The organism is Pyxidicoccus sp. MSG2, assembly GCF_026626705.1.
GTDB lineage: Bacteria > Myxococcota > Myxococcia > Myxococcales > Myxococcaceae > Myxococcus.
In genome coordinates this window covers 12,092,110-12,117,304 of sequence record NZ_JAPNKC010000001.1, presented here as the reverse complement: position 1 = coordinate 12,117,304, position 25,195 = coordinate 12,092,110, and the positions used below count along the sequence as shown (strand labels likewise).

Sequence of the window (25,195 nt, the reverse complement as noted above, 5' to 3'; positions counted from 1 at the left end):
GTTCCCAGTCCCGCCCGATCGCGTCCCAACCGAGGTGACGTCATGGCGTTGAGGCCGTTCCGCGGGGTCACCCCCCGCGTGCACCCGAGCTGCTTCGTGGAGGACTCGGCCCAGGTGGTGGGCGACGTGGAGCTGGGCGAGGACTCCTCCGTCTGGTTCAACGCCGTGCTGCGCGGGGACGTGAATCCCATCCGCATTGGCAAGCGCACCAACATCCAGGACCTCACCATGGTCCACGTCACCTCCGAGCAGCACCCCACCCACGTGGGCGACGACGTCACGGTGGGCCACCGGGTCATCCTCCACGGCTGCATCGTGGGCAACCGCGTGCTGGTGGGCATGGGCGCCATCCTCATGGACGGCGTCGAGGTGGGGGACGAGTGCATCATCGGCGCCGGGGCGCTGCTGACTCCCGGGACGAAAGTGCCCCCGGGCTCGCTGGTCGTTGGCTCTCCAGGCAAGGTGAAGCGGCCGATTACCGACGCCGAGCGGGAGTTCCTCCAGCTCTCCGCCCTGCACTACGTCCACCTCGCCGCCGAGCACCGCGCGAGCCGCTGACTCGCGGGCCCGTGCGCCCCGTGTTAGGAATTTCCGCATGGCTTTAGTGCCCGCGACCACCCTCAAGGCGTGCCCCATCTTCAAGGGCTTCACCGACACCGGCATCCAGATCTTCGCCGGCGTCGCGGTGCCCCGGGCGTTCCCCAAGGGCACCGCCCTCTTCACCGAGGGCAAGACGGGGGAGTCACTCCTCATCGTCGGCGAGGGCACCGTGCGGCTGAGCGCGAAGAGCGCCTCGGGCGACGACGTGCTCCTCGGCGAGGTGGGCGCGGGCGAGCCCCTGGGGGAGCTGGCCCTGGTCCAGAAGGGCGAGCGGCTGTGCACTGCCACCGCCGCCACGGACGTCTCGGCTCTTGAGATTCGCGCCTCGGATTTCCAGAAGCTGTTGGCCTCCAAGCCGCAGGCGTGCGTGAAGCTGTTGATGGGCATCGTCGCCCACTTCGGCCAGAAGGCGCGCGACAACCGGGACATGCTGCGCACGCTCGTCGGAAAGGCCCCGGCCGCCTGACGGCCCCGTGCTAGCGTCGGGGGCACGCCCATGCGTGTCCCCCTCCTGGTCATCTTCGTCCTGCTCGGGGCTTCCGGGCCCGCGCTCGCGCAGGCGCCCGGGGCGGAGGACTGGTTCTCCAGCGTGTACTCGGCTGGCGGCGTCGAGGTCAGGGCCGATGGCCGCGTCTTCACCCTGTTCGCCCTGCTGAACCGCCTGGGCTACGACGCCGGCCCGCGCTACCGCGAGCACCCGGTGCCCGCCTACCGCTACGGCCCGGCCCGCACGCGCGTGCGTGACGCGCTGGTGGCGGCCTCCCCGGTGGTGGTGGCGCAGGCCCAGGCCTTCTTCGACGCGCATCCCGTGCCGGTGGAGGACTACCTGGCCCGGCTCTTGGGTGGGCCCCAGGCTTCCGGAACGGCCCGCGGGCTGGACGGGCTGGAAGCGCTGCTGGCCCGCGCGGAGGCCGAGTGGCCGGTGGCGGCGCTCCGGGCGGAGACGCTGGACCTGTACCGTGCGGAACAGCGCGCCTGGCTGCCTCTGTTGGATGCGCCGCTTCAACAGGCGGCACGACTCCTGGGCCTGCCAGAAGGCAAGCCGCCTCTGGAGGTGGTGGTTAATCTGCTCGACGCGGAAGGCAGCATCCGGAGGGTGGAGACGGGGCGCGGGTGGGTATTGGTGGTGGGACCTGCCACCCGGCGGCCGGAGATGGAGCCTTTCGTCAGGGAGTTCGCCCGGGGAGTGCTTTCGTCCCGGATGGGTGCACGCTTGGAGAGCAGGTGGACGGGCGGCGCGGTGGCACTCCGCGAGGCCCGCGCAGCAGGGGTGGGGGAGGCGACGGTAGGGGAGTTCGGGGTGGCTTTGCTGAGCCGGGCGCTGGCGCTGATGGCCACGGGCGCCCAGGAAGCGGCCTACGAGGCGGCTGGCCGCCAGGGGTACTTCGGTTTGAAGGCCCTGGCCCGGAGTTTTGACGACCCGCGCCCGGTTGATGCCTGGGCGCTGGATGGGCTGAACCGGGTAAACCCCGGGCAGGCCCACCGGAAGTGAACGGACGGGACAACGCGTGCAAGAACTCCTCACCCACATGCTTGGCGACGCACAGGGCTTCGTCGCCTATGCCACCGTCTTCAGCATCCTGGTGGCCTGCGGTCTGGGCATTCCGCTTCCCGAGGACATCTCGCTCATCCTCGGTGGCTTCCTGGCGCACAAGGGCGCCGCCAGCCTGCCGGTGATGATGGCGGTGGGCTTCGCCGGCATCCTCGCGGGTGACAGCCTCATCTTCCTCGCCGGCCGCCGGCTGGGCGGGAAGCTGGGCCGCAACGAGGGCGCCAGCGGGGGTTTCTTCGCGCGCATCGTCACGGCCGAGAAGCGCGCCAAGGTGGAAGGGCTGTTCGCCAAACACGGGCAGAAGATCGTCTGCATCGCCCGGTTCATGCCCGGCGTGCGCGCGGTGACGTACTTCACCGCCGGCTCCGTGGGCATGTCCTACTGGCGGTTCATCTTCTGGGACGGGCTCGCGGCGCTCCTGTCCGCGCCCGTCTTCGTGTGGCTCGGCTTCCACTTCGGCAGCGAGCTCGACACCCTCATCGACAAGTTCAAGGAAGGCCAGTACGTCGTCATGGGCGTGCTGCTCGCGGGTGTCGCGGCGTACGTGCTGTACCGCCGTCGCCGCAAGGCGGCCCCGGTCACCCCGGCGTTACAGGCCGTGGCCGTCGCGGCCCGTGTCCAGGAGCCGGTGGCCTCGTCCCCGCGCAATTCCGCCACCGGCAAGAACGAGCCCCTGTTCAAGGAAGTCACCTCGGCGGCCTCGGGCCCCGAGAAGGGGGTTGCGTCCGAGCCCGTGCGCGGAGCGCTGCAGAAGACGTAGCCTCGCGGCGCCTTCTGTCAGTATCCGCGGACCGTCCTGAAAGGGAGGCCGCGGTGCGCGTTCATCACGTCATTCGGAACCTGCTCCTGATGGGAGCACTGCTCGCGGGCAACGCCCGGGCCGAGGTGTCACGCGCGGAGCTGCGCGTGCCCGGAGAGCCGGGGGTGACGCTCTCCGTCCGCGAGGTGCGTGACACCACGACGAAGGCCCCGGCGCTGCCGCCCGTCATCCGCCTCCACGGCGCGCGAGTCCCGGGGCGCGCCTCGTTCGACCTGTCTGTCGAGGGAGGCTCGCTTGCGGCGGACCTCGCGCGCGCGGGGTTCACCGTCTACGTCATGGATGCACGGGGCTACGGTGGCTCCACGCGACCGAAGGCCATGAGCGTGCCCGCGTCGGGTAGGCCGCTCGTGAGCTCTCACGAGGTCGTCCGCGACGTGCAGGCGGTGGTGGGCTTCGTGAAGAAGCGCACGCGGAAGGCGCAGGTCGCGATTCTCGGCTGGGCCACCGGTGGCCACTGGGCGGGCATGTACGCGAGCCTCTACCCGGAGCAGGTCAGCCACCTCATCGTCCTCAACTCACTGTACGCCGGGAGCGCGGAGCACAGGATGCTCGGGCGCGGCACGGACTTCGAGGACCCGAAGCGGCCCGGCCACTTCAATGCCGAGGGTCTGGAGGCGTACCGGTGGAACACGGCGGCTTCGCTGCTCGGAGTGTGGGACCGGAGCATCCCCACCGAGGACAAGGCGCAGTGGCGCGCACCGGAGGTGGCCGAGGCCATTCAACGTGAGGCGCTCGCGAGCGATCCACTGTCGGGCTCGCGCACGCCGCCCGCGTTCCGTGCGCCGTCGGGCGCGCTGGAGGACAGCTTCTACCTGGCCACCGGACGGCAGCTCTGGGACGCGGCCTCCATCACCGCGCGCGTCCTCATCCTCCGCTCCGAGAAGGACTTCTGGAGCCGGCCCGAGGACGTGACACGCATGCAGGAGCACCTGGAGCGCGCTGCGGAGGTGAAGGCCGTCGAGCTGCCCGGGGCCACGCACTTCGTGCACCTGGACCGGCCGGAGCGGGGCCGTGCCCTGTTGCTGGAGGAGGTCATCCGCTTCCTCGGTGCATCGGCGACTCCCTCTGCACGGACCTCGAAGTAGCCCGCCACCGCGGCAATGGCCTGAACGACAGCACGGTGTCGCCTGTTCTTGCGAGCCCTGGCGGGTTGCTGGATTCCGGCAGGCAATGCAAGGCTTCGCGCTGCTCCAACCAGGGGCGCTTCTCGGGGTCATTGCTGATGCCCAGATCCAGTCTTTGCGCGTGCGCGGTCTTGCTGTTCTCGCTTACCGGCTTCGCTCAGGAATACACCGCCGACGTAGTACCCGATGAGAAGACGCTCGGTGCTGAGCTGCCCGATGCCGGGCCTTCAGTCGATGGTGCCAGTGCGAGTGCTCGCATCGAGGAGTTCCCGCCCCAGGATGTCCAAGACCCGGACGTCGCGCGTGTCCTGGCCGACAAGACGAAGCGGAGCCCGCCGGTCGTCGTCGTCAGCGGAGGCATCAGCCTCGGCGCATATCAGGCAGGGTTCATCTCCACCCTCGTGAGATTCTGGAGTCTTGCGCGGCAGAAGGGAGCGGACGCCCAGTTGGGGGATCCTTCCCCCCGTGTATGGACGGGCGCTTCAGCCGGCGCCGTGAATGCTCTCCTGGGGGGGCTCGCGTCATGCGATGAGGCTTTTGCTCAGCCTCGGTGGTCGCCTGAGGAGAGCCTGTTCTGGGAGATCTGGATCAAGAGGCTCGACCTCGATGGATTGCTCCCACTCGAGGATCCAGCCAGGACCGACCACCTCTTCAGCGGGTCATACATGCGGGAAACACTCCAACGCATCCAGGTGAAAGCGAAGGAGACGGAGTTTCGCAAGGACTGCACCTTCGCCTTTGGCGTCACCGTGACGAACCTGAGTGGGCGCGCGGTTCCCTTTGGAGAAGGAGGGCCTGAGTCCAGGGCCCACCTCACGCGCGTAACGGAGAAGCTCGCTGTCCAGGTGATGACCCACGGAAGAGGGAAGCTCGCAGCGCGGCTTCCATTCCTACAAGGGGCCAAGAGTGCCACGTGGCCGTTCATCGCGGTGGACGTGGATGAGCAACGCTACTATCCGGCGCTGGGAACGCGGCCCAGGGAAGATGGGGGGCAGGAGGTTTCGGTTGAGAACCTCCTGCTCGCCCCACAAGCCTCTGGCTCCTTCCCCTTCGCGTTTCCACCCGTAAAGCTCAATGCGTCGTTCTTCAACGAGGAGAACTGGGAGGATCCCGATTCCTTGAAGCTGGTGGACGGCGGCTTCCTCAACAACAACCCACTCGACCTGGCAGTGCGACTGGGCATGCGCTGGAACGAGAAGGAGTCGCACTCGAGGGCCGACCCGAGCGAAAAACAGCGATTCGTTTTCGACTCCAGTCGTTTCCCCATCGTCTACATGGACCAGGACTTCGCTTCTCTGCGTTTGCGAAAGCCCTGGCACCGGAAGCCAGAGTCCAACAGCCCACTGGCTGAGACCTACTTCCAGTACGCGGGCAACCTCATGTCCGGGGCGCAGGACAGCGTGGTCCTCGACACGTTGGAGCACGAGCCGAAATTGTCCGGACGCATCAAGATTCCGCGTCGTACGTCGGTGCTTCCTTCCGAGTTCCGCTTCGCCATGATGGGCTTCTTCGACCGACGCTTTCGCGAGCATGATTTCTTCCGCGGGATGTCGGACGCCATCTGGTTCCTGGCGACTCAGTTCTCTACGACGCGGGCAGTCGAGCTCCTGGTGCCCCCCATCGAGAATGAGTCGTTACAGGACCGTGCAGACCGGGTCGCGGAGGTGCTCGATGTGTCTTCTCCTGGCTTCCGGTGTGTCGTGTATGGCGCATGTAGAGGCACCGAGGAACTGGTCGAGCTTGGGAGGCTGCGTACAGCTGCCAAAGAGCTATCGCGGGCTGCATTGCTCCGAAAACTTGAGGAGGACGACGTCGACGCGCTCCTCAAGGCGCTTGGTGAAGCGCACTACCGCTACAGCAGCGGCGTCTTCAATGGAGCTGTGGCGACTGGCACCCGGAATGACCTGATGCCGGTTCGTGAGCGGCTCGGACACGCGTTCCACGACATGGTCAGCAAGCAGCAGGGGGGCATGCGGGTGGTCATGCGACCTGTCGGCGCAGCGTTCCTCGACGAGTGGCTGACGTATACGCACCCCACTGGCGCCATCACCCTTCAGCTCAGCCGTCAGCGGGGCCTGGGACTCGGCTGGGAAGAACCGCTCGCGGCGTTCGAGGATGGACGTGAGAGCGGTGCGTACAACCGGAGTGAGTGGAGGATGGGAGTCTGGGCGTCCGCTTTCGGTGTGCGGGACATGGACCAGATCGTTCCCAATGAGACCCGGGTGCGCTGGTTCTCGCTTGGCGGATACGTGGACTGGGTCTCTGACCTGGATGGCTTCGACGGAGAGTTGTCGTGGCTCGATCGAGGTCCCTATCTCCGATGGCGCGCGGGAGCCGGCTTCTCTGGCAGCTACCTGAGCTCGCCGCACGAAGCGGCCCTCCAACTCCCGGAACTGCGGTTGGGGCTGGACCTCATGGAGATGGTGGGACTCCGGCTGACGGTGCCCGTGGCCCTGTTCAAGCAACACGACAGGACGCTGAGTGCCGGGTGGCCCAAGGTCTTCAAGGAGAGTTCCCTCGGAGTGGAGGTACTCATCACGCTGTGGTGAGCCGGTGTCGCCGCTCCAGCGCCTCCTGGAGCGGCGACATCCGGAACCGGACTTCTACTTCGCGTCCTTCAAGGCCTCACGCAGCCGCTCCGCCAGCATGCTGACCCCCGGCTGCCGCAGCAGGCCGTAGTGGTCGCCCGGCAGCAGGTGGCGCTCCAGCGCTTCGCCCACCAGCGCGGACCAGCCGCCGTCCTCCGGCAGTCCCTCCGCGTTGTCTTTCGCCTTGAACAACACCACGCGGCCCTCGGAGGCCGGGGCCTGGTAGCGCCGCGATGCGAGCAGGTTGGCCTCGAACACGCGGAACAGTGCGCCCAGGTGCTCGGCATCCATGCCCGGGGGCAGGGCGCCCGCGCTGGCCGCTGCTTGCAGCAGCCGCTCCAGCACCGCGTCCGGCTCCAGTCCCACGAGCCCCTCCAGGTCCAGCGGCAGGTCCGCGAGCGACGCGCCCATCAAGTCGCGCGCGAACATGAACGCCAGCTGCACGCGGTCCGGCTCTGGCTCCGTCGCCACCGTCACCGCCGGGACGTAGGAGTCGATCAACGCCAGCAGCGCCACCTGCTCGCCGCTCGCCCGGAGCTGCCGCGCCATCTCGTAGGCGATGACGCCGCCCATCGACCAGCCGCCCAGGTGATACGGCCCGGACGGCTGCACCGAGCGCAGCGCCGTCACGTACCCGGCGGCCATCTCCTCCACCGTGCCAAGCGGAGCACTGCCGTCCAGCCCCCGCGCCTGCAGGCCGTAGAACGGACGTTCCGTTCCGATCAGCCGCGCCAGCTCGGCGTAGGCGAGCACGTTGCCGCCGACCGGGTGGACGCAGAAGAACGGCGCCGCGGTGCCCGTCCCAGGCGCACCGAAGGGCACGAGCGGTGAGAACGTCCCCGCGTCTCCACCGCGCAGCAGCGTCGCGAGCTGCTCCACCGTGGGAGCCCGGAACAGCGCGGCCAGCGGGAGCTGTCGGCCCGTGGCCTCGCGCATGGCGGCCATGAGGCGCACGGCCAGCAGCGAGTGGCCTCCCAGCTCGAAGAAGTTGCCGCGCACGCCCACCGGCTGCACACCCAGCACCTTCTCCCACGCGCGGGCCAGCAGCAGCTCCAGCGCATCCCTCGGCGGCACGTGGGCCGCGGTGGGCGAGTCACTGGTGCGCGGCGCGGGCAGGGCCTTGCGGTCCACCTTGCCGTTCGCCGTCAGCGGCAGCGAGGCCAGGGGCACGAAGGCCATGGGCACCATGTACTCGGGCAGGCGCTCCTGCAGCCAGGCTCGCAGGGCCTGCGAGGTCGACTCGGAGGACGGCGCCTCCACCACGTACGCCACCAGGCGCTTGTCGCCGGGCACGTCCTCTCGCGCCAGCACCAACGCGTCCTTCACCGCGGGGTGCGTGCGCAGGGCGGACTCGATTTCCCCCAGCTCCAGGCGGTAGCCGCGCACCTTCACCTGGAAGTCCAGGCGGCCGAGGTACTCCAGCGTGCCGTCATGTCTCCAGCGCGCCTTGTCTCCGGTGCGATACAGGCGTGCTCCCGGCTCGGTGCTGAACGCGTCGGGGATGAAGCGCTCGGCGGTGAGGTCGGGCCGGCCCAGGTAGCCGCGCGCCAGCCCCTCTCCCGCGAGATACAGCTCTCCGGGCACGCCCGGTGGCACCAGCCGCAGGTGCGCGTCCAGGACATGGGCCCTCACGTTCGCCAGCGGCCGGCCGATGACGGGCACGTCGACCGGCGAGTGCTGGATGCTCCAGGTGGTCGCGTCCACGGTGCACTCGGTGGGGCCGTACACGTTGAAGGCCCGGGTGCGCTCGGTGCTCGCGAGCTGCTTCCAGGTGGCCTCGTCGAGCGCCTCGCCTCCGGGCAGCAACAGCCCGGGCACGTGCGTGCGCTCCAGCAGGCCCGCTTGCAGCAGCAGCTTCAGCAGCGACGGCGTGCAGTCCAGCACGTCCACCCGCTGGGTCTCCAGCCATTCCAGCATGGCCCCGGGGTCCAGCCGCGTCTCCTCCGGCACGATGCACAGGCAGTGTCCGTCCACCCACTGGATGAGCTGTTTGATGGAGGCATCGAAGAAGAGCGGAGCGTTGAGGCTCACCCGCAGTCCCGCGGGCTGGCCCGCGTGGACGGACAGCGCCAGCGCCCGGTGCAGGTGGAGCACCGAGCGGTGCCGCACCATCACTCCCTTGGGCGTGCCCGTGGAGCCCGACGTGTAGATGACGTAGGCCAGATGCTCCGCGCTCGCGAGCCCCGGCGGGCCTTCGTCCGGCAGTGACGCGAGCCGCGCCTGGAGCGTGTCCAGGCACAGCACCTGACGGACCTCGGGCCGCCAGGCGTCGGCCATGGCCTGACGGGTGATGAGGATGGGCGCCCCGCAGTCGTCGAGTATCAAGCTCCTGCGTGGGGCCGGAGCCGTCGGGTCGATGGGCACGAAGGCGCCGCCGGCCTTGAGGATGCCGAGGACGGTGACGAGGGCCTCGGGGGAGCGCTCCAGGCAGAACGCCACGGGCACCTCCGGGCCGACGCCCAGCGAGCGCAACAGGTGGGCGAGCTGGTTGGCCTTCGCATCGAGCTGACGGAAGGACAGCGCCTCCTCCCCCATGACCACCGCGGGTGCGTCAGGGGTCCGGGCCACCTGCTGCTCGAAGAGCTGGTGCAGGCACGCGTCGCGCGGGAAGTCGGCCCGCGCGCCGTTCCATTCCACCAGGACCCGCTGGCGCTCGTCCGCGGTCAGCAGGGGCAGCTCGGACAGCGCGGTGTCCGGCGACGCCACCACGCCCTCCAGCAGGAGCTGGAAATGGGCCGTCAGTTGCACCGCCGTGGCATGCGTGAACAGGTCCGTGGCGTAGGACAGGCCTCCACGGTAGCCCTCGGGCGTCGGAGTCAGTCCGAGGTTGAGCTCGAACTTCGTGGTGTCCGGAGTCACCTCCAGGCTTCGCAGCGTCAGCTCGGGCAGGGACACCTCCGACTCCGGAGTGTTCTGCAGGACGAACAGGGCCTGAAAGAGCGGCGTGCGGCCCAGGTCTCGCGCGGGCTGGAGCTCCTCGACGAGCCGCTCGAACGGGATGTCCTGGTGCTCGTACGCGCCCAGCGTGGTGTTGCGCACCTGGGCGAGCAACTGGCGGAAGCTGAGCGACGGGGCGAAGCGGGCGCGCAGCACCAGCGTATTGACGAAGAAGCCGATGAGGCCCTCCGTTTGAGCATGGCGCCGGCCCGCGATGGGCGAGCCCACCAGCACGTCGTCCTGTCCCGAGTGCCGGTGCAACAGCGCCTGGAAGGCCGCCAGCAGCAGCATGTAGGGCGTGGCGCCCTCGCTCTGGGCCAGGGCCTCCACGCGCTGGGAGAGCGCGGATGGCAGGTGCAGGGGCACGGCCGCGCCCCGGTGCGTGAGCGTCGCCGGCCTGGGCTTGTCGGTGGGCAGGTCCAGCGCGTGCGGTGCACCGCCGAGCTGCTCCCTCCACCAGCCGAGCTGGGCCTGCAGCGTCTCGCCGCGCAGCCACGTGCGCTGCCAGACGGAGTAGTCGGTGTACTGCACCGGCAGCTCGGGCAGCGGCGAGGGCGCTCCGCGACGGAAGGCCTCGTACATGACGGCGACCTCACGAACGAGGACGCCCATGGACCAGCCGTCGGAGATGCTGTGGTGCATGCACAGGAGCAGCACGTGCTCGGTCGGCTCCAGCCGCAGCAGCGTGACGCGCAGGAGCGGGCCCGTGGACAGGTCGAACGGCCGCTGCGCGTCCTCGGTGGCGATTCGCAGGGCCTCGGACTGACGCTGCTCGGGAGGAAGCGTGCTCAGGTCCACGAACGGGTGCGGGCTCGACGTGGCGGGGTGGATGACCTGGTAGGGCTCACCGCCCTCGGAGTGGAAGGTGGTGCGCAGCGACTCGTGGCGGCGCACCAGCTCCGCGAAGGTGCGCTCGAAGGCGGCCCGCTCCAGGGTGCCCGTGAGGCGTAGCGCGGAGGGCATGTTGTAGAGCGCCTGCCCCGGCTGGAGCTGATCCAGGAACCAGAGGCGCTGCTGCGCGAAGGACAGTGGGACGCGGCCTTCCGTGCGAGCCCGGACCAGCGGCGGCATGCGGGTGCTCGTCGTGGTGGTGCCGATGCGCTCCGCGAGGGCCGCCACGGTGGGGGCCTCGAAGAGGGCACGCAGGGGCAGCTCGACGTTGAAGGTGGCTTGGATGCGGGCCACCAACTGCGTGGCCAGCAGGGAGTGGCCGCCCAGCTCGAAGAAGCTGTCGTTCACACCGACCCGCGCCGTGCCGAGGAGCTGCGAGAAGAGACCGGCCAGCATCTCCTCCCTGGCTGTGCGAGGCGCCACGTACTGCTTCGTCAAGGCCGCCGAGGCGTCCGGGACGGGCAGGGCCTTGCGGTCCATCTTGCCGTTGGACGTGAGGGGCAGGGTGTCCAGGTGCACCACCGCGGAGGGAACCATGTACTCGGGCAGTCGCTCCTGCACGTACGCGCGCAGCTCTGTCGGACTCGCATCGCCGGTGACGTATGCGACGAGGCGCTTGTCGCCCGGAGTGTCGTGTCGCACCACCGCCACCGCCTCGCGCACCCCTGGGTGCGTCAGCAGCGCGGCTTCCACTTCCGCCAACTCAATCCGGTAGCCACGCACCTTCACCTGCGTGTCGATGCGGCCGAGGAACTCCAGCACGCCGTCCGCGCGCCAGCGTGCCTTGTCGCCGGTGCGGTAGAGGCGCTCTCCGGCCACGGCGCTGAAGGGGTTGGGGATGAAGCGCTCCGCCGTCAGCTCCGGCCGGGACAGGTAGCCGCGCGCCAGGCCGTCGCCGCCGATGAACAGCTCTCCGGGGATGCCAGGGGGCACGGGCTGGAAGTGCTCGTCCAGCACGTACACCTGGGTGTTGGCGATGGGCCGGCCAATGGGGATGGCGCTGCCCACCTGCGAGGCTTCCGTCATCCGCCAGGTGGAGGTGAAGAGGGTGGACTCGGTGGGGCCGTAGCAGGCCGTCACCGGAATGAACATTCCTTCCACCACCCGGCGCACGTGGGGCGCACTCACGACGTCGCCACCGGTGAGCAACTGGCGAACGCCCTTGAGGCAGTCGGGCTTGAAGTCCACCACCTGGGAGAAGAGGCCGGCGGTGAGGTGCAGGGTGGTGACGGAGTGGCGCGTGAGCACGGTGCTCAGCAGCTCCAGGTCACTGGGGGACTGGGCGGGGAAGACGACGAGGCGACCGCCGAAGAGCAGCGGGCCCCAGACTTCCAGGGTGGAGGCGTCGAAGGAGATGGGGGCGATGAGGAGGAAGGTTTCCTCTGGCCCCAGGTGCGCATAACGAGCGCCGTGCAAGAGGCGCATGACGCCGCGGTGCTCGACGGCCACACCCTTGGGACGGCCGGTGCTGCCGGAGGTGAAGTCCACGTACGCCAGGTGGCGAGACGTGACGCCGGACACCGGCCGCGTGCGCGGCAGGGCGTCCAGCGGCAATTCCTCCACGAAGAGGCACGACACCGACTCCGGCATGCTCGAGCTGGAACGCAGAGCCCTCGAAGTGAGCACCAGCCTGGGCGGCGCATCCTCCAGCATGAAGGCCAACCGCTGCGCCGGGTACGAGGCGTCCAGCGGCAGGTACGCGCCACCGGCCTTGAGGATGGCCAGCAGCGAGACGATGAGCTCCACCGAGCGCTCCAGGCACACGGCCACCAGCACATCCGGCCCCACGCCATGCAGCTTCAACAGGTGTGCAAGCTGGTTGGCCCGCGTGTCGAGCTGCGCGTAGGTGAGCTTCTCGTCGCCGAACTCCAGCGCCACCGCGTCCGGGCGCAGCGTGGCCTGCTGCTCGAACAGGTGGTGGATGCACGCCTCGCGCGGGTAGTCCGACGCGGTGGCGTTCCACTCCACCAGCACCTGCTCCCGCTCTCCCTCCGTCAGCAGCGGCAGCGCCGACAGGGCCTGCTCAGGCCGAGCCAGGGCGCCTTCCAGCAACAAGCGCAGGTGGTCGACCAGGCGGGCCGCCGTGCGGCGCTCGAACAGGTCCGTGTTGAAGATCAGCGCGCCCTGGTAGCCAGCCGGCGTGCGCGTGAGGCTGAGCTCCAGCTCGAAGCGGCTGGCCGTTGCCTCCACGTCCACGTTTCGCAGCGTCAGTTCCGGCAGCGACAGCTCCGCCATCGGGGTGTTCTGCAGGACGAAGAACGCCTGGAACAGCGGCGTGCGGCCCAGGTCTCGCGCGGGCTGCAGTTCCTCGACCAGTTTCTCGAACGGGATGTCCTGGTGCTCGTACGCGCCCAGGGTGGTGTTGCGTACCTGTGCCAGCAACTCACGGAAGGTGAGCGCCGGAGCGAAGCGCGCACGCAGCACCAGCGTATTGACGAAGAAGCCGATGAGGCCCTCCGTCTGCGCGTGACGCCGGCCCGCGATGGGCGAGCCCACCAGCACGTCGTCCTGTCCCGAGTACCGCCGCAGCAGCGTCTGGAAGGCGGCCAGCAGGAGCATGTAGGGCGTGACGCCCTCGCGCTGGGCCAGGGACTCCAGCGCCTGGCTGAGCGCGGGCGACAGGTGCACGGGGACCATCGAGCCCCGGTGCGTGAGCGTCGCCGGCCTGGGCTTGTCGGTGGGCAGCTCCAGCGCGGGCGGCGCGCCTTCGAGCTGCTCTCTCCACCAGCCGAGCTGGGCCTTCAGCATCGCGTCCCGCAGCCAGCCGCGCTGCCAGACGGCGAAGTCCGCGTACTGCATCGGCAGCTCGGGCAGGGGAGAGGGCTGGTCGCGGCGGAACGCTTCGTACAGCGTGACCACCTCGCGCACCAGCACGCCCATGGACCAGCCGTCGGAGACGATGTGGTGCATGCACAGGAGCAGCACGTGCTCGGCGGGCTCCAGCTTCAGCAGGGTGACGCGGAGCAGGGGACCCGTGGCCAGGTCGAAGGGCCGCTGCGCGTCCTCGCTCGCGTGCCGCACCGCTTCGGACTGACGGTAGGCCTCATCCGGCAGGCCTGACAGGTCCACCGCCTCCACCTTCAGCGCCGTGGCCGGGTGGATGCGCTGGAAGGGCTCACCGGCCTCGGAGTGGAACGTCGTGCGCAGCGAATCGTGCCGGCGCACCAGCTCGTTGATGGCGAGCTGGAACGCGGACGGCTCCAGCGTCCCCGACAGCCGCAGGGCCGACGGCATGTTGTAGAGCGCACTGCCGGGCTGGAGCTGGTCCAGGAACCACAGACGCTGCTGCGAGAAGGACAGCGGCAGCGGGCCCTCGCCGCCCGTGCGTGTCAGCGCCGGGAGCTCGCTGCCCGCCGTGGCGGACTGGATGCGCTCGGCGAGGGCTGCCACGGTGGGCGCATCGAAGAGGCTGCGAAGGCTCAGGTCCACGTTGAAGGCGGCGCGAATGCGCGCCACGAGCTGCGTGGCCAGCAGGGAGTGGCCTCCCAGATCGAAGAAGCTCTCCCGCCGGCCCACCACGGACACACGCAGCAGCTCCTTCCACAGCTCCGCCAGTCGAGCCTCCACCGGCGTCGCGGGCGGCTCGTGGGCCGCCGAGGACTGGAGCTGCGAGGCCTCCGGTGCGGGCAGGGCCTTCCGGTCCACCTTGCCGTTCGGCGTGAGCGGCAGGGCGGTGAGCGCCACGAAGGCCGCCGGCACCATGTACTCGGGCAGGTGCTTGCGCAGTTCGGCCCGCAGGCCCGTGACGTCCAGCGAGTCGACATCCTCGGAGGCAATCACGTACGCCACCAAGCGCTTGTCGCCGGGCACGTCCTCACGCAGGTGCACCACCACGTCGCGCACCGATGCCTGCGCCAGGAGCGCGGCCTCGATTTCGCCTGGCTCGATGCGGATGCCCCGCACCTTCACCTGCGTGTCGCCACGGCCCAGGTACTCCAGGCCCCCGTCACGCCTCCAGCGAGCCTGGTCTCCCGTGCGGTACAGCCGCTCTCCGTTGCCGAAGGGACTCGGGACGAAGCGCTCCGCCGTCAGGTCCGGGCGCCCGTGGTAGCCGCGCGCCACGCCCTCGCCGCCGATGAACAGCTCACCGATGACGCCCGTTGGCACCGGCACGAGGTCCGGGTCCAGCACGTACAGCAGCACGTTCGTCAGCGGCCGGCCGATGGAGACCTCACGCCCGTCCTGCACGGGTTCGGACGCGCACGCCAGGTCCACAGAGGTGGCCACCGCCGTCACCTCCGTGAGCCCGTACGTGTTCAGCAGCGGCACCGAGCTGCCCACGCGCTGGCGCCACTGCGCCACGCGTTCGGGCACCGCGCGCTCGCCGCCAATCACCACCCACTTGAGGCCCGCCGGCAGCCGCGCCTTGCCCGCGTCCAGGCTGGCCGTGACTTCGTGCCAGAAGGCCGTGGGCAGGTTGAGCTGCGTGACGCCCGCCGCCTCCACCTTCGCGAGGAAGGCTTCCGGCACGTCGAGCATGTCCGGCGTGCGAAGCACCAGCGTCCCGCCGCGCGTGAGGCACGGGTAGATCTCCTCCGCGCTGGTGTCCCAGCTGATGGAGGCGAACTGGAGCACGCGGTCGCCCGGATCCACCGGGAAGGTCCGGTGCGCCGCGAGGGTGAAGTTCACCAGCGAGCGGTGCTGCACCACCACGCCCTTCGGCTGTCCCGTCGAGCCCGACGTGTAGAGCACGTACGCCGCCGCCTCGGGAGGCACCTGGGCGCCCGTGACAGGCACGTCGGCCGTGTCCGGAACCGCGTCCACGTCCACCCAGACACGTCCGACGGCTTCGCCGAGCTTCGCCTTGAGCGCACCGCGCGACACCACCACTCGCGCGCCGCTGTCCTCCAGCATGAAGGCCAGCCGCTCCGCCGGGTACTCCGGATCCAACGGCACGTAAGCTCCGCCCGCCTTCAGCACGCCGAGCAACGCGGCCATCAGCTCCACCGAGCGCTCCACGCACACGGCGACCCGCGTCTCCAGCCCCACGCCGAGCTGCCGCAGCTGGTGCGCCAGCCGGTTCGCCCGCGCATCCAGCTCCCGGTACGTCACCGTCGTGGCGCCGGCCGTCACGGCCGGAGCATCCGGCGTCCGCGCGACCTGCGCCTCGAACAGCGCGTGGATGCGAGCGTCACGGGGCAGCTCCTCGCGCACGCCGTTCCACTCCACCAGCAGTCGATGGCGCTCACCGGACTCGAGCAGGGGCAGCCCATCCACCCGGGCATCCGGCCGCGCGAGCACACCCTCCAGCAACTGGCGGAAGTGCTCGAAGAAGCGCGTGGCGGTGGAGGCCTCGAACAGGTCGGTGCTGTAGTTCAGCGCTCCGACGAAGCCCTCCGGAGGCCGGAACAGGTCCAGGCTCCACTCGTACAGGGCCACGTCGGCGTCCTCGACGTCCGCCTGGCGCACGGACAGCTCCGGCAGCACCAGCTCCGGCACCGGGGCGTTCTGCATGGCGAACATCGCCTGGAACAGCGGCGTGCGGCTCGTGTCACGCTCGGGCTGCAGCTCCTCCACCAGCTTCTCGAAGGGCACGGCCTGGTGCTCGAAGGCGCCCAGGGTGGTGTCCCGCACCTGCGCGAGCAGCTCGCGGAAGGTAAGCGCCGGGGTGAAGCGCGCGCGCAGCACCAGCGTGTTCACGAAGAAGCCGATGAGCCCCTCCGTTGCGCCCTGGTTGCGGTTGGCGATGGGCGAGCCCACCAGCAGGTCGTCCTGCCCCGAGTAGCGGTGCAGCAACGTCTGGAACACGGCCAGCAGCAACATGAAGGGCGTCACGCCCTCGCGCTGGGCCATGGCCTCCACCTTCTGTGTGAGGCCGAGCGGCAGCCGCACCGGCAGCGTCGTGCCCTTGTGCGAGAAGACGGCCGGACGCGCCTTGTCGGTCGGCATGTCCAGCGCATGGGGCGCGCCGCCGAGCTGCTCCTTCCACCACGCGAGCTGGGCCTCCAGCGTCGCCCCTTGCAGCCACTCGCGCTGCCAGACGGCGTAGTCCGCGTACTGCAGCGGCAGCTCCGGCAGGGGCGAGGGCAGGCCCCGGCGGAAGGCCTCGTAGCTCGCGGTCATCTCGCGCACGAGCACGCCCATGGACCAGCCGTCGGAGACGATGTGGTGCATGTGGATCACCAGCACGTGCTCGCGCGCACCCAGCTTCAGCAGCAGCGTGCGCAGCAGCGGGCCGCGGCTCAGGTCGAAGGGACGGCGGGACTCCTCGGTCGCCAGGCGCATCGCCTCGGCCTGCCGGAGGTCTTCCTCGGCGATCTTCGACAGGTTCACCCGCTGGAGCGGCACGAACAGCGTCTGGCGGATCTCCTGCACGGGCTGGCCCGCATCGGTGCGGAAGGTGGTGCGCAGCGACTCGTGACGGCGCACCAGCTCCTCGAAGCTGCGCTGGAGCGCGGTCTCGTCCAGCACGCCGTCCAGTCGCAACGCGAGCGGCACGTTGTAGAGCGAGTTGCCCGGGTGGAGCTGGTCGATGAACCAGAGCCGCTGCTGCGCGAACGACAGGGGCACGTCCCGCGTGCGCGCCGCGCGGGCGAGGGTCGGAGCACGCGTGCCTCGGGCGGAGGCGAGACGTGCCGCGAGGCCCGCCACGGTGGGCGCCGAGAACAGCTCACTCAGCGGAAGCTCCACGTCCAGCGAAGCGCGGATGCGTGACACCACCTGGGTGGCCAGCAGCGAGTGGCCACCCAGCCGGAAGAAGTCGTCGTTGATGCCGACCTTCTCCACGCGGAGCACCTCCGCCCAGATGGCGGCGAGCCGCGTCTCCAGCTCGTCGCGCGGCGCCACGAACTGGCCCTCGGCGGTGGCCGGGGCCTCCGGTGCGGGGAGCGCCTTGCGGTCCACCTTGCCGTTGGCGTTGAGGGGGAGGGTGCCCAGCTCCACGAAGGCGGACGGCACCATGTACTCGGGGAGCTGCCGCTGGACGAAGGCGCGCAGGGCCTCCGGGTCCAGGCCCGGAGTGGAGGGCACCACGTACGCCACCAGGCGCTTGTCGCCGGGCACGTCCTCGCGGGCCAGCACCACGGCCTCCTGGAGGCCGGTGAACTGACGGAGGACGGTTTCGATTTCTCCCAGCTCGATGCGGAAGCCACGCACCTTCACCTGGAAGTCGGCGCGGCCCAGGAACTCGAGCGTGCCGTCCGCGCGCCAGCGCACCTGGTCTCCGGTGCGGTACAGCCGCGCGCCGGGCGTGGTGGCGAAGGGGTGGGGAATGAAGCGCTCGGCCGTCAGGTCCGCGCGGTTGAGGTAGCCCCAGGCCAGGCCGTCTCCGCCCACGTACAGCTCGCCGGGCACTCCCGGCGGCACCGGCTGGAGGGAGGCATCCAGCACGTACGCGGTGGAGTTGGACAGCGGCCGGCCGATGGGCACCGAGCGGCCCACGTCGTCCGTCGCGCGCAGGGCGTGCGTGGCGGAGAAGGTGGTGTTCTCCGTGGGGCCGTAGCCGTTGATGAGCACGGCGTTCGGGGACAGCCGCGCGAGGTGCTCGCGCACCCGCTGCACGGGCAGCACGTCACCGCCCGCGAGCACCTGACGCACCTTCGCCAGGGACTCGCCCTGGTTCAGCGCCATCTGCTCGAAGAGGGCCGCCGTCAGCCACAGCGTGCTGATGCGCTCGCGCACGAGCAGGGCCGCGAGGTCCTCCAGGGCAAGAGCCCCGGCCGGAGCGAGCACCAGCCGCGCGCCGTGCAGCAGCGCGCCCCACAGCTCCAGGGTCGACGCATCGAACGCCGCGGGCGCGAGCTGGAGGATGACCTCCTCGGGCCCGAAGCGCATGAAGCGGCTGCCCTGGACCAGGCGCACCACGCCCCGGTGGGGCACGCAGACGCCCTTGGGGCGGCCCGTGCTTCCCGAGGTGAACATCACGTACGCGAGGGCCTCGCCGCTCACCGACACGTCCGGCGCGGTGGCGGGCCGGGAGGCAATGGCGTTCCATTCCGCGTCGAGCAGGACGCGCGAGCCGCCGACGTCACGCAGTCCGTCCACCAGGGACTGCTGCGTGAGGACCACGTTGGCGCCGGCCTCGCGCAGCATCCAGGTGATGCGCTCCGCCGGATGGTGGGCATCCACCGGCACGTACGCCGCGCCAGCCTTGAGGATGCCGAGGATTCCGATGACCAGCTCCGCCGAGCGCTCCACGCACAGGCCGACGCGGGCGCCCGGGCCCACGCCCAGCGTGCGCAGGTGGTGCGCGAGCTGATTCGACCGCGCGTCCAACTCGCCGTACGTGAGGGTTCGCGAGCCCTGGGCCAGGGCCACGGCGCCGGGCGTGCGGGACGCCTGCTTCGCGAAGAGCACGTGCACGGGCGTGTCTCGCGGGAAGTCCACCGTGGTGTCGTTCCAGGCGGACAGCACCTGGTGGCGCTCCTCGCGGGTGAGCAGAGGCAGCCTGGACAGCGGCAGGTCCGGCGACGCGACGGCGGCCTCCAGCAGCACGCGAAGGTGCTCGGCCATGCCGGCAATGGTGGTGCGCTCGAACAGCGCGGTGTCGTAGTTGAAGCCGCCGTGGAAGCCGTCCCCGGTGCGGTGGAAGGACAGCTCCAGGTCGAAGCGGATGAGCCCATGCTCCGGCTCCATCGAGCGCATCGACATGCCGGGCAGGGACAGCTCCGGCATCGGCGCGTTCTGGAGGGCGAAGATGACCTGGAAGAGCGGCGTGCGGCTGAGGTCACGCGCCGGCTGCAGGTCCTCCACCAGCTTCTCGAAGGGCACGTCCTGGTGCTCGTACGCACCGAGCGTGGTGTCGCGCACCTGGGCCAGCAGCTCGCGGAACGTGGCTCCGGATTGCAGCCGCGTGCGCAGCACCAGCGTGTTCGCGAAGAAGCCGATCAGCGCCTCGGACTCGGCGTGGCGGCGGGCGGCGATGGGCGAGCCGACGGAGATGTCGTCCTGTCCCGAGTAGCGCGCCAGCAGCACCTGGAAGGCCGAGAGCAGGAGCATGAAGGGAGTGGCGCCCTCGCGCTTCGCCAGGGCCTCCACCGCCTCGCTCAGCTCGCGCGAGAGGTTGAGCGGCATGGGCGCGCCCTGGAAGGACTGACGCGGCGGGCGCGGCTTGTCCGTGGGCAGCTCCAGGTGCGCAGGTGCGCCCGTGAGTTGCTTCCGCCAGTAGTCGAGCTGCTCGTCGAGCACCTCGCCCTGGAGCCAGCCGCGCTGCCAGACGGCGTGGTCGGCGTACTGCACCGGCAGCTCGGGCAGGGGCGAGGGCTGGCCCTGGCTGAAGGCCGCGTACAGGGCGGCCATCTCGCGCACGAGCACCCCGGTGGACCAGCCGTCCGAGATGATGTGGTGCAGGTTCAGCACCAGCAGGTGACGGGTCTCCTCCACCTTCAGCAGGAGCGCGCGGACCAGCGGGCCGTTGACCAGGTCGAACGGACGGCGCGCCTCCTCGGTGGCGAGGCGCACGGCCTCCGTCTGCCGCAGCGAGGCATCGGCCAGCCGCATCAGGTCCACGGACTCGATGGGCAGCGAGGTGGCGGGGTGGATGACCTGGAAGGGCTCACCCGACTCCGCGCTGAAGGTGGTGCGCAGCGCTTCGTGGCGGCGCACCAGCTCGTCGAAGCCCTGCTGGAGCGCGGCCACGTCGAGCGTGCCCTCCAGCGTCATCGGCATGGGGATGTTGTACGCGCTGGCCCCGGCGCCGAGCTGACCGATGAACCACAGCCGCTGCTGTGCGAAGGACAGGGGCAGCCGCGAGGACCGGTCCGCCCGGGTCAGCGGCGGCACTGCCCGCGAGCCCGAGGAGGCCGGCTGCCGCGAGTCCAGGCGCGCGGCGAGGGCGGCCACCGTGGGCGCCTCGAATAGGGCGCGCAGGGGCAACTCCATGCCGAAGGTGGTGCGCACACGGGCGACCAACTGCGTGGCCAGCAGCGAGTGGCCACCCAGCTCGAAGAAGCTGTCCTGCGTGCCCACGCGGCTGACTCCGAGGAGCTGCGCGAAGAGGTCCGCGAGGGTCTGCTCATTCGGCGTGCGCGGGGCGATGTACCGGCCACGCTGGGCGACGGCGACGTCCGGCGCGGGCAGGGCCTTGCGGTCCACCTTGCCGTTGGACGTGAGGGGCAGGGTGCCCAGGTGCACCACCGCGGAGGGCACCATGTACTCGGGCAGCCGCTCCTGCACGTACGCGCGCAGTTCCGTCGAGTCGAGCGGGCCTGCGTCACCGGTGACGTACGCGACGAGGCGCTTGTCGCCCGGAGTGTCCTGGCGCACCACCGCCACTGCCTCGCGCACCCCTGGGTGCGTCAGCAGTGCGGCTTCCACCTCCGCCAACTCAATCCGGTAGCCACGCACCTTCACCTGCGTGTCGATGCGGCCGAGGAACTCCAGCACTCCGTCCGCCCGCCAGCGCGCCTTGTCGCCGGTGCGGTAGAGGCGCTCTCCAGCCACGGCGCTGAAGGGGTTGGGAATGAAGCGCTCCGCTGTCAGCTCCGGCCGCGAGAGGTAGCCGCGCGCCAGGCCGTCGCCGCCGATGAACAGCTCTCCGGGGATGCCGGGGGGCACGGGCTGGAAGTGCTCGTCCAGCACGTACACCTGGGTATTGGCAATGGGCCGGCCGATGGGGATGGCGCTGCCCACCTGCGAGGCGTCCGTCATCCGCCAGGTGGAGGTGAAGAGGGTGGACTCGGTGGGGCCGTAGCAGGCCGTCACCGGAATGAACATTCCTTCCACCACCCGGCGCACGTGGGGCGCACTCACGACGTCGCCACCGGTGAGCAACTGGCGAACGCCCTTGAGGCAGTCGGGCTTGAAGTCCACCACCTGGGAGAAGAGACCTGCGGTGAGGTGCAGGGTGGTGACGGAGTGGCGCGTGAGCACGGTGCTCAGCAGCTCCAGGTCACTGGGGGACTGGGCGGGGAAGACGACGAGGCGACCGCCGAAGAGCAGCGGGCCCCAGACTTCCAGGGTGGAGGCGTCGAAGGAGATGGGGGCGATGAGGAGGAAGGTCTCCTCGGGCCCCAGGTGCGCATAACGAGCGCCGTGCAACAGGCGCATGACGCCGCGGTGCTCGACGGCCACGCCCTTGGGACGGCCCGTGCTGCCGGAGGTGAAGTCCACGTACGCCAGATGGCGGGACGTGGCACCGGACACCGGCCGCGTGCGCGGCAGGGCTGCCAGGGGCAGCTCTTCCACGAAGAGGCACGGCACCGACTCCGCAACGGGCAGGCCCTTGCGCAGTGCCTGCGTCGTGATCAGCAGCCTGGGCGGCGCGTCCTCCAGCATGAAGGCCAACCGCTGCGCCGGATACGAGGCGTCCAGCGGCAGGTACGCGCCGCCAGCCTTGAGGATGGCCAGCAGCGAGACGATGAGCTCCACCGAGCGCTCCAGGCACACGGCCACCAGCGCATCCGGCCCCACGCCGTGTAGCCACAGCAGGTGAGCCATCTGGTTGGCCCGCGTGTCGAGCTGCGCGTAGGTGAGCTTCTCGTCGCCGAACTCCAGCGCCACCGCGTCCGGGTGTAGCGTGGCCTGCTGCTCGAACAGGTGGTGGATGCACGCCTCGCGCGGGTAGTCCGACGCGGTGGCGTTCCACTCCACCAGCACCTGCTCCCGTTCCGCCTCCGTCAGCAGCGGCAGGAGCGGCAGCGACAGGTCGGGCGAGGCGACGACGGCGCGGGCCAGCCCGGTGAGGTGCTCGGCCATGCGCTCCACGGTGGCGCGGTCGAAGAGGCTCGTGGAGTACTCGAAGCGCACCGTCATTCCACCGCGGTGCTCCCAGACCTCCAGGCCCAGGTCGAACTTGGCGGTGCTCGCGGGCACCACCACCTGGCCGATCTGGAGCGACTGCGGCGTCGCATCCGGCTCCGGCGTGTTGAGCACGTTGAGGATGACCTGGAACACCGGCGTGCGGCTCAGGTCTCTCGGCAACTGGAGCAGCTCCATCAGCCGCTCGAAGGGCGCGTCCTGGCGCGTATAGGCGCCCAGTGCCTGCTGCTTCACGCGGCCCAGCAGCTCGCGGAACGTCGGAGCCCCGGAGAGCCGCGTGCGGAAGGCAAGCGTGTTGAGGAAGCATCCGATGAGCCCTTCCACCTCCGGCTGGGAGCGGCCGGCGATGGGCGTGCCAATCGCGAAGTCGTCCTGGCCCGAGTAGCGCCCCAGCAGCAACTGGTAGAGCGCCATCATCACCATGAACGACGTGGCGCCCTCGCGACGACCCAGCGCGAGCAGCGGATCGGACAGCTCACGTGGCCACTCGAAGGTATGGAGGCCGCCCGCGTACGACTGCACCGCGGGCCGAGGACGGTCCGTGGGCAGCTCCAGCGCCGGCACCCCGAAGAGCTGGTCCTTCCACCAGCGGAGCTGCTCCTCCAGCACCGCGCCTTCCAGGTACTGGCGCTGCCACACCGCGTAGTCCGCGTACTGCACGGGGAGCTCGGGCAGCGGCGACGGAAGGCCCGCGCCGAAGCAGGCGTAGAGGATGGTCATCTCGCGCGCGAGCACCATGTTGCACCACGCGTCCGAGACGGCGTGGTGGAGGATGAGGCTGAGCACGTGGTGCTCGGGCCCCGCGCGCAACAGCAGCGCGCGCACCACCGGTCCCTTCTCCAGGTCGAAGGGAAGGCCGGCGTGCTCCTGGCAGCGGCGAATCAGTGCCGCCTCGAGCTCCTCGGGCGTGGCGCCGTGCACGTCTTCCACCGGCATGGGCAGGCTGCCCCCCGGCTGGATGATCTGCACCGCGGTGCCGTTGTCCGCGAGCGAGTACGTGGTCCGCAGCACCTCGTGCCGGCGGACCAGTTCGTCCAGCGCCGCCTGGAGCGCCGCCGTGTCCAGCGCGCCCGTGAGGCGGAAGTTGGACGCGTTGTTGTAGGCCACGCTGGTCGGCTCCAACTGCTGGAGGTACCAGAACCGCTGCTGCACGAAGGAGAGCGGCAGCGGACGATCTCGCGGCACGCGCGGGATGGCCTGCGCCGAGACCGCGCGAGGCGCCGGGGCCTTCGGTGCCACCGGAGCCTTGGGTGCCGGAGCAGTGGGGGCCTTGCCAGGCGCGGGAGCCACGGGCGCCTTCGCGGCGGGCATGCTCACGGACTCCACACGGCCATCCGCGCGGAGGCGGACGTGCCGACCCGTGCGGTAGATGCGACGGGTCGCACCCGTGGGGTGGGGCACCAGCCGGCGGCGCTCCTCCTCGGCTGCGCGCCAGAGGCCGCGAGGCAGGCCCGCGCCTTCCAGCGCCAGCTCACCCACGACGCCTGTGGGCACGGGCAGGCCCGCCTCGTCCAGCACCCAGACCTGGAGGCCCGCGGGCACGCGCTCGCCCGGGGCCTTCGGCAGCAGGGCGCCTTCCACCGCGCCACCCGCCAGCAACACCTCCACGCCCGCGCTCTGGTGCAGCGCGGTGGCCAGCTCCGCCGACGCGCCTTCGAGGACCAGCGCGCCCACCGGGGCCAGCGACTCACGGGCCTTCGGCAGCTCCGTCAGCGTGCGGGCCAGCCGCGCGGAGGTGTGCAGAACGACAGTGCCTGACTGACGCGCCAGCTCCAGCAGCTCGCCCACGCCCTGGCTGCTCTCCACCAGCACCTGCTCCTGGCGGACGGTGGCCTCGGCCTCCATCCGCTCGCGCAGCGCGGCGAGGTGGCGCAGGCCGTCCAGCACCACCGGCGTCTCCACGCCGAAGTCGATGAGGCAGGCCACCTCGTCGACGTCGGCCTCGCGCATGTCGCGCATCCGCTGCAGGCCGCTTTCCACCGTGCCGATGAGGCCGGTGACCTTCGCGTAGTTCTCGAAGGAGTGCTCCAGGATGGCGTTGATGTCCTCCTCGGAGACCTTGTCGATTTCCCCCTGGTGCCCCTGGGCCGCGAGCAGGCTGGCGACGATGTCCGCCGAGCCGCGGAAGTAGCTGAGCAGCGGCTTGCGCACCGTGCGCAGCACCTCCTGGTAGTCCTCACCGATGAAGGTGTGGACCATGCAGGTGATGTGGCCCCGGCCCGGGTGGCCGTTGCGGCGCCATGCCTCGCGGTACAGCGCCACCTTCGGCTTCATCTCCTCCAGCGAGTGCGCCAGCAGGCCCGTGAGGACGCCCGCGCCCAGCTCGCCCGCCATCCGGAAGGTCTCCGGGCTGGAGGTGGCGGTGAGCCACACCGGCAGCTCCTTCTGCACCGGCTTCGGCCGCAGGGCCACTTCGACGGTGACTCCGCCGCCGCCCTTGCGCCGCTGCTTCTCGCCGCGCCAGATGGCGCGCAGCGTCTCCAGGTTGCGCAGCAGGACGTTGCGCCGGTCCTCGTAGGCGGACGGGTTGAAGGAGAAGTCCTGCACGTGCCAGCCCGTGGCCACCGACAGGCCCACGCGGCCGTTGGAGAGGTTGTCCACCACGGACCACTGCTCGGCGATGAGCATCGGGTCGTGCAGCGGCAGCACGACGCTGCCCGAGCGCAGGCGCAGGTTGCGCGTCACCGTGGACAGGGCCGCCGCCACGACGGCGGGCTGCGGGTACAGGCCGCCGAAGGAGTGGAAGTGCCGCTCGGGCGTCCACACGGCGGAGAAGCCGTGGGCATCCGCGAACTTCGCGCCCTCGACGAGCAGCTCGTACTTGGGGCCCGCGAGCGTGTCCTCATCGTTGGCGAAGTAGATGAGGCTCAGGTCCATCGCCTGGGTGCGCGGCCCGCCGCCATTCAGGCGCACCAACTGCGCGGCCATCCGCTGCGACGGGAAGGCCACGCGCATGCCGCGCGAGAGGGCCCATAGCGACTCCAGC

7 protein-coding genes (1 of these 7 cut by a window edge) are annotated in these 25,195 nt (G+C 70.3%); 6 read left to right on the top strand and 1 reads right to left on the bottom strand.

Features of this window, described 5'->3' with window-relative positions:
• Positions 1 to 42 precede the first annotated feature (42 nt).
• The 6 genes from OV427_RS46150 (at position 43) to OV427_RS46125 (ending at position 6,645) form a co-directional block, all read left to right on the top strand.
• A complete protein-coding gene (locus OV427_RS46150) occupies positions 43 to 558 on the top strand; it encodes a gamma carbonic anhydrase family protein (protein ID WP_267862619.1) in 516 nt (171 codons plus the stop codon).
• Between the two features lie 37 nt (positions 559 to 595).
• Complete coding sequence (locus OV427_RS46145) at positions 596 to 1,066, top strand: Crp/Fnr family transcriptional regulator (protein WP_267862618.1); 471 nt, start codon at positions 596 to 598, stop codon at positions 1,064 to 1,066.
• A 30-nt stretch (positions 1,067 to 1,096) separates the two neighbouring features.
• The gene (locus OV427_RS46140; RefSeq protein ID WP_267862617.1) at positions 1,097 to 2,092 is read left to right on the top strand and encodes a hypothetical protein; all 996 of its coding nucleotides are present in this window, start codon (positions 1,097 to 1,099) and stop codon (positions 2,090 to 2,092) included.
• Positions 2,093 to 2,108: 16 nt separating this feature from the next.
• Positions 2,109 to 2,912, top strand: a complete 804-nt coding sequence (locus OV427_RS46135; RefSeq protein WP_267862616.1) for a DedA family protein — start codon at positions 2,109 to 2,111, stop codon at positions 2,910 to 2,912.
• Positions 2,913 to 3,001: 89 nt separating this feature from the next.
• A complete protein-coding gene (locus tag OV427_RS46130; protein WP_267862615.1) occupies positions 3,002 to 4,057 on the top strand; it encodes an alpha/beta hydrolase in 1,056 nt (351 codons plus the stop codon).
• 170 nt (positions 4,058 to 4,227) lie between these two features.
• On the top strand, positions 4,228 to 6,645 hold the full coding sequence (locus OV427_RS46125) for a patatin-like phospholipase family protein (protein ID WP_267862614.1): 2,418 nt from the start codon (positions 4,228 to 4,230) through the stop codon (positions 6,643 to 6,645).
• Between the two features lie 54 nt (positions 6,646 to 6,699).
• On the opposite strand, the gene OV427_RS46120 is transcribed toward OV427_RS46125, so the two are convergent.
• Positions 6,700 to 25,195: the 3' end of a non-ribosomal peptide synthase/polyketide synthase gene (locus OV427_RS46120; RefSeq protein WP_267862613.1), read on the bottom strand. Its footprint extends 24,680 nt past the window's final position; only the last 18,496 of its 43,176 coding nucleotides appear in the window; the start codon falls outside the window, past its right edge — the gene reads right to left on this strand; its stop codon occupies positions 6,700 to 6,702.

Coding starts and splice junctions, on each gene's coding strand:
- OV427_RS46150 (WP_267862619.1), top strand. CDS start 43: ATGGCGTTGAGGCCGTTCCGCGGGGTCACCCCCCGCGTGCACCCGAGC.
- OV427_RS46145 (WP_267862618.1), top strand. CDS start 596: ATGGCTTTAGTGCCCGCGACCACCCTCAAGGCGTGCCCCATCTTCAAG.
- OV427_RS46140 (WP_267862617.1), top strand. CDS start 1,097: ATGCGTGTCCCCCTCCTGGTCATCTTCGTCCTGCTCGGGGCTTCCGGG.
- OV427_RS46130 (WP_267862615.1), top strand. CDS start 3,002: ATGGGAGCACTGCTCGCGGGCAACGCCCGGGCCGAGGTGTCACGCGCG.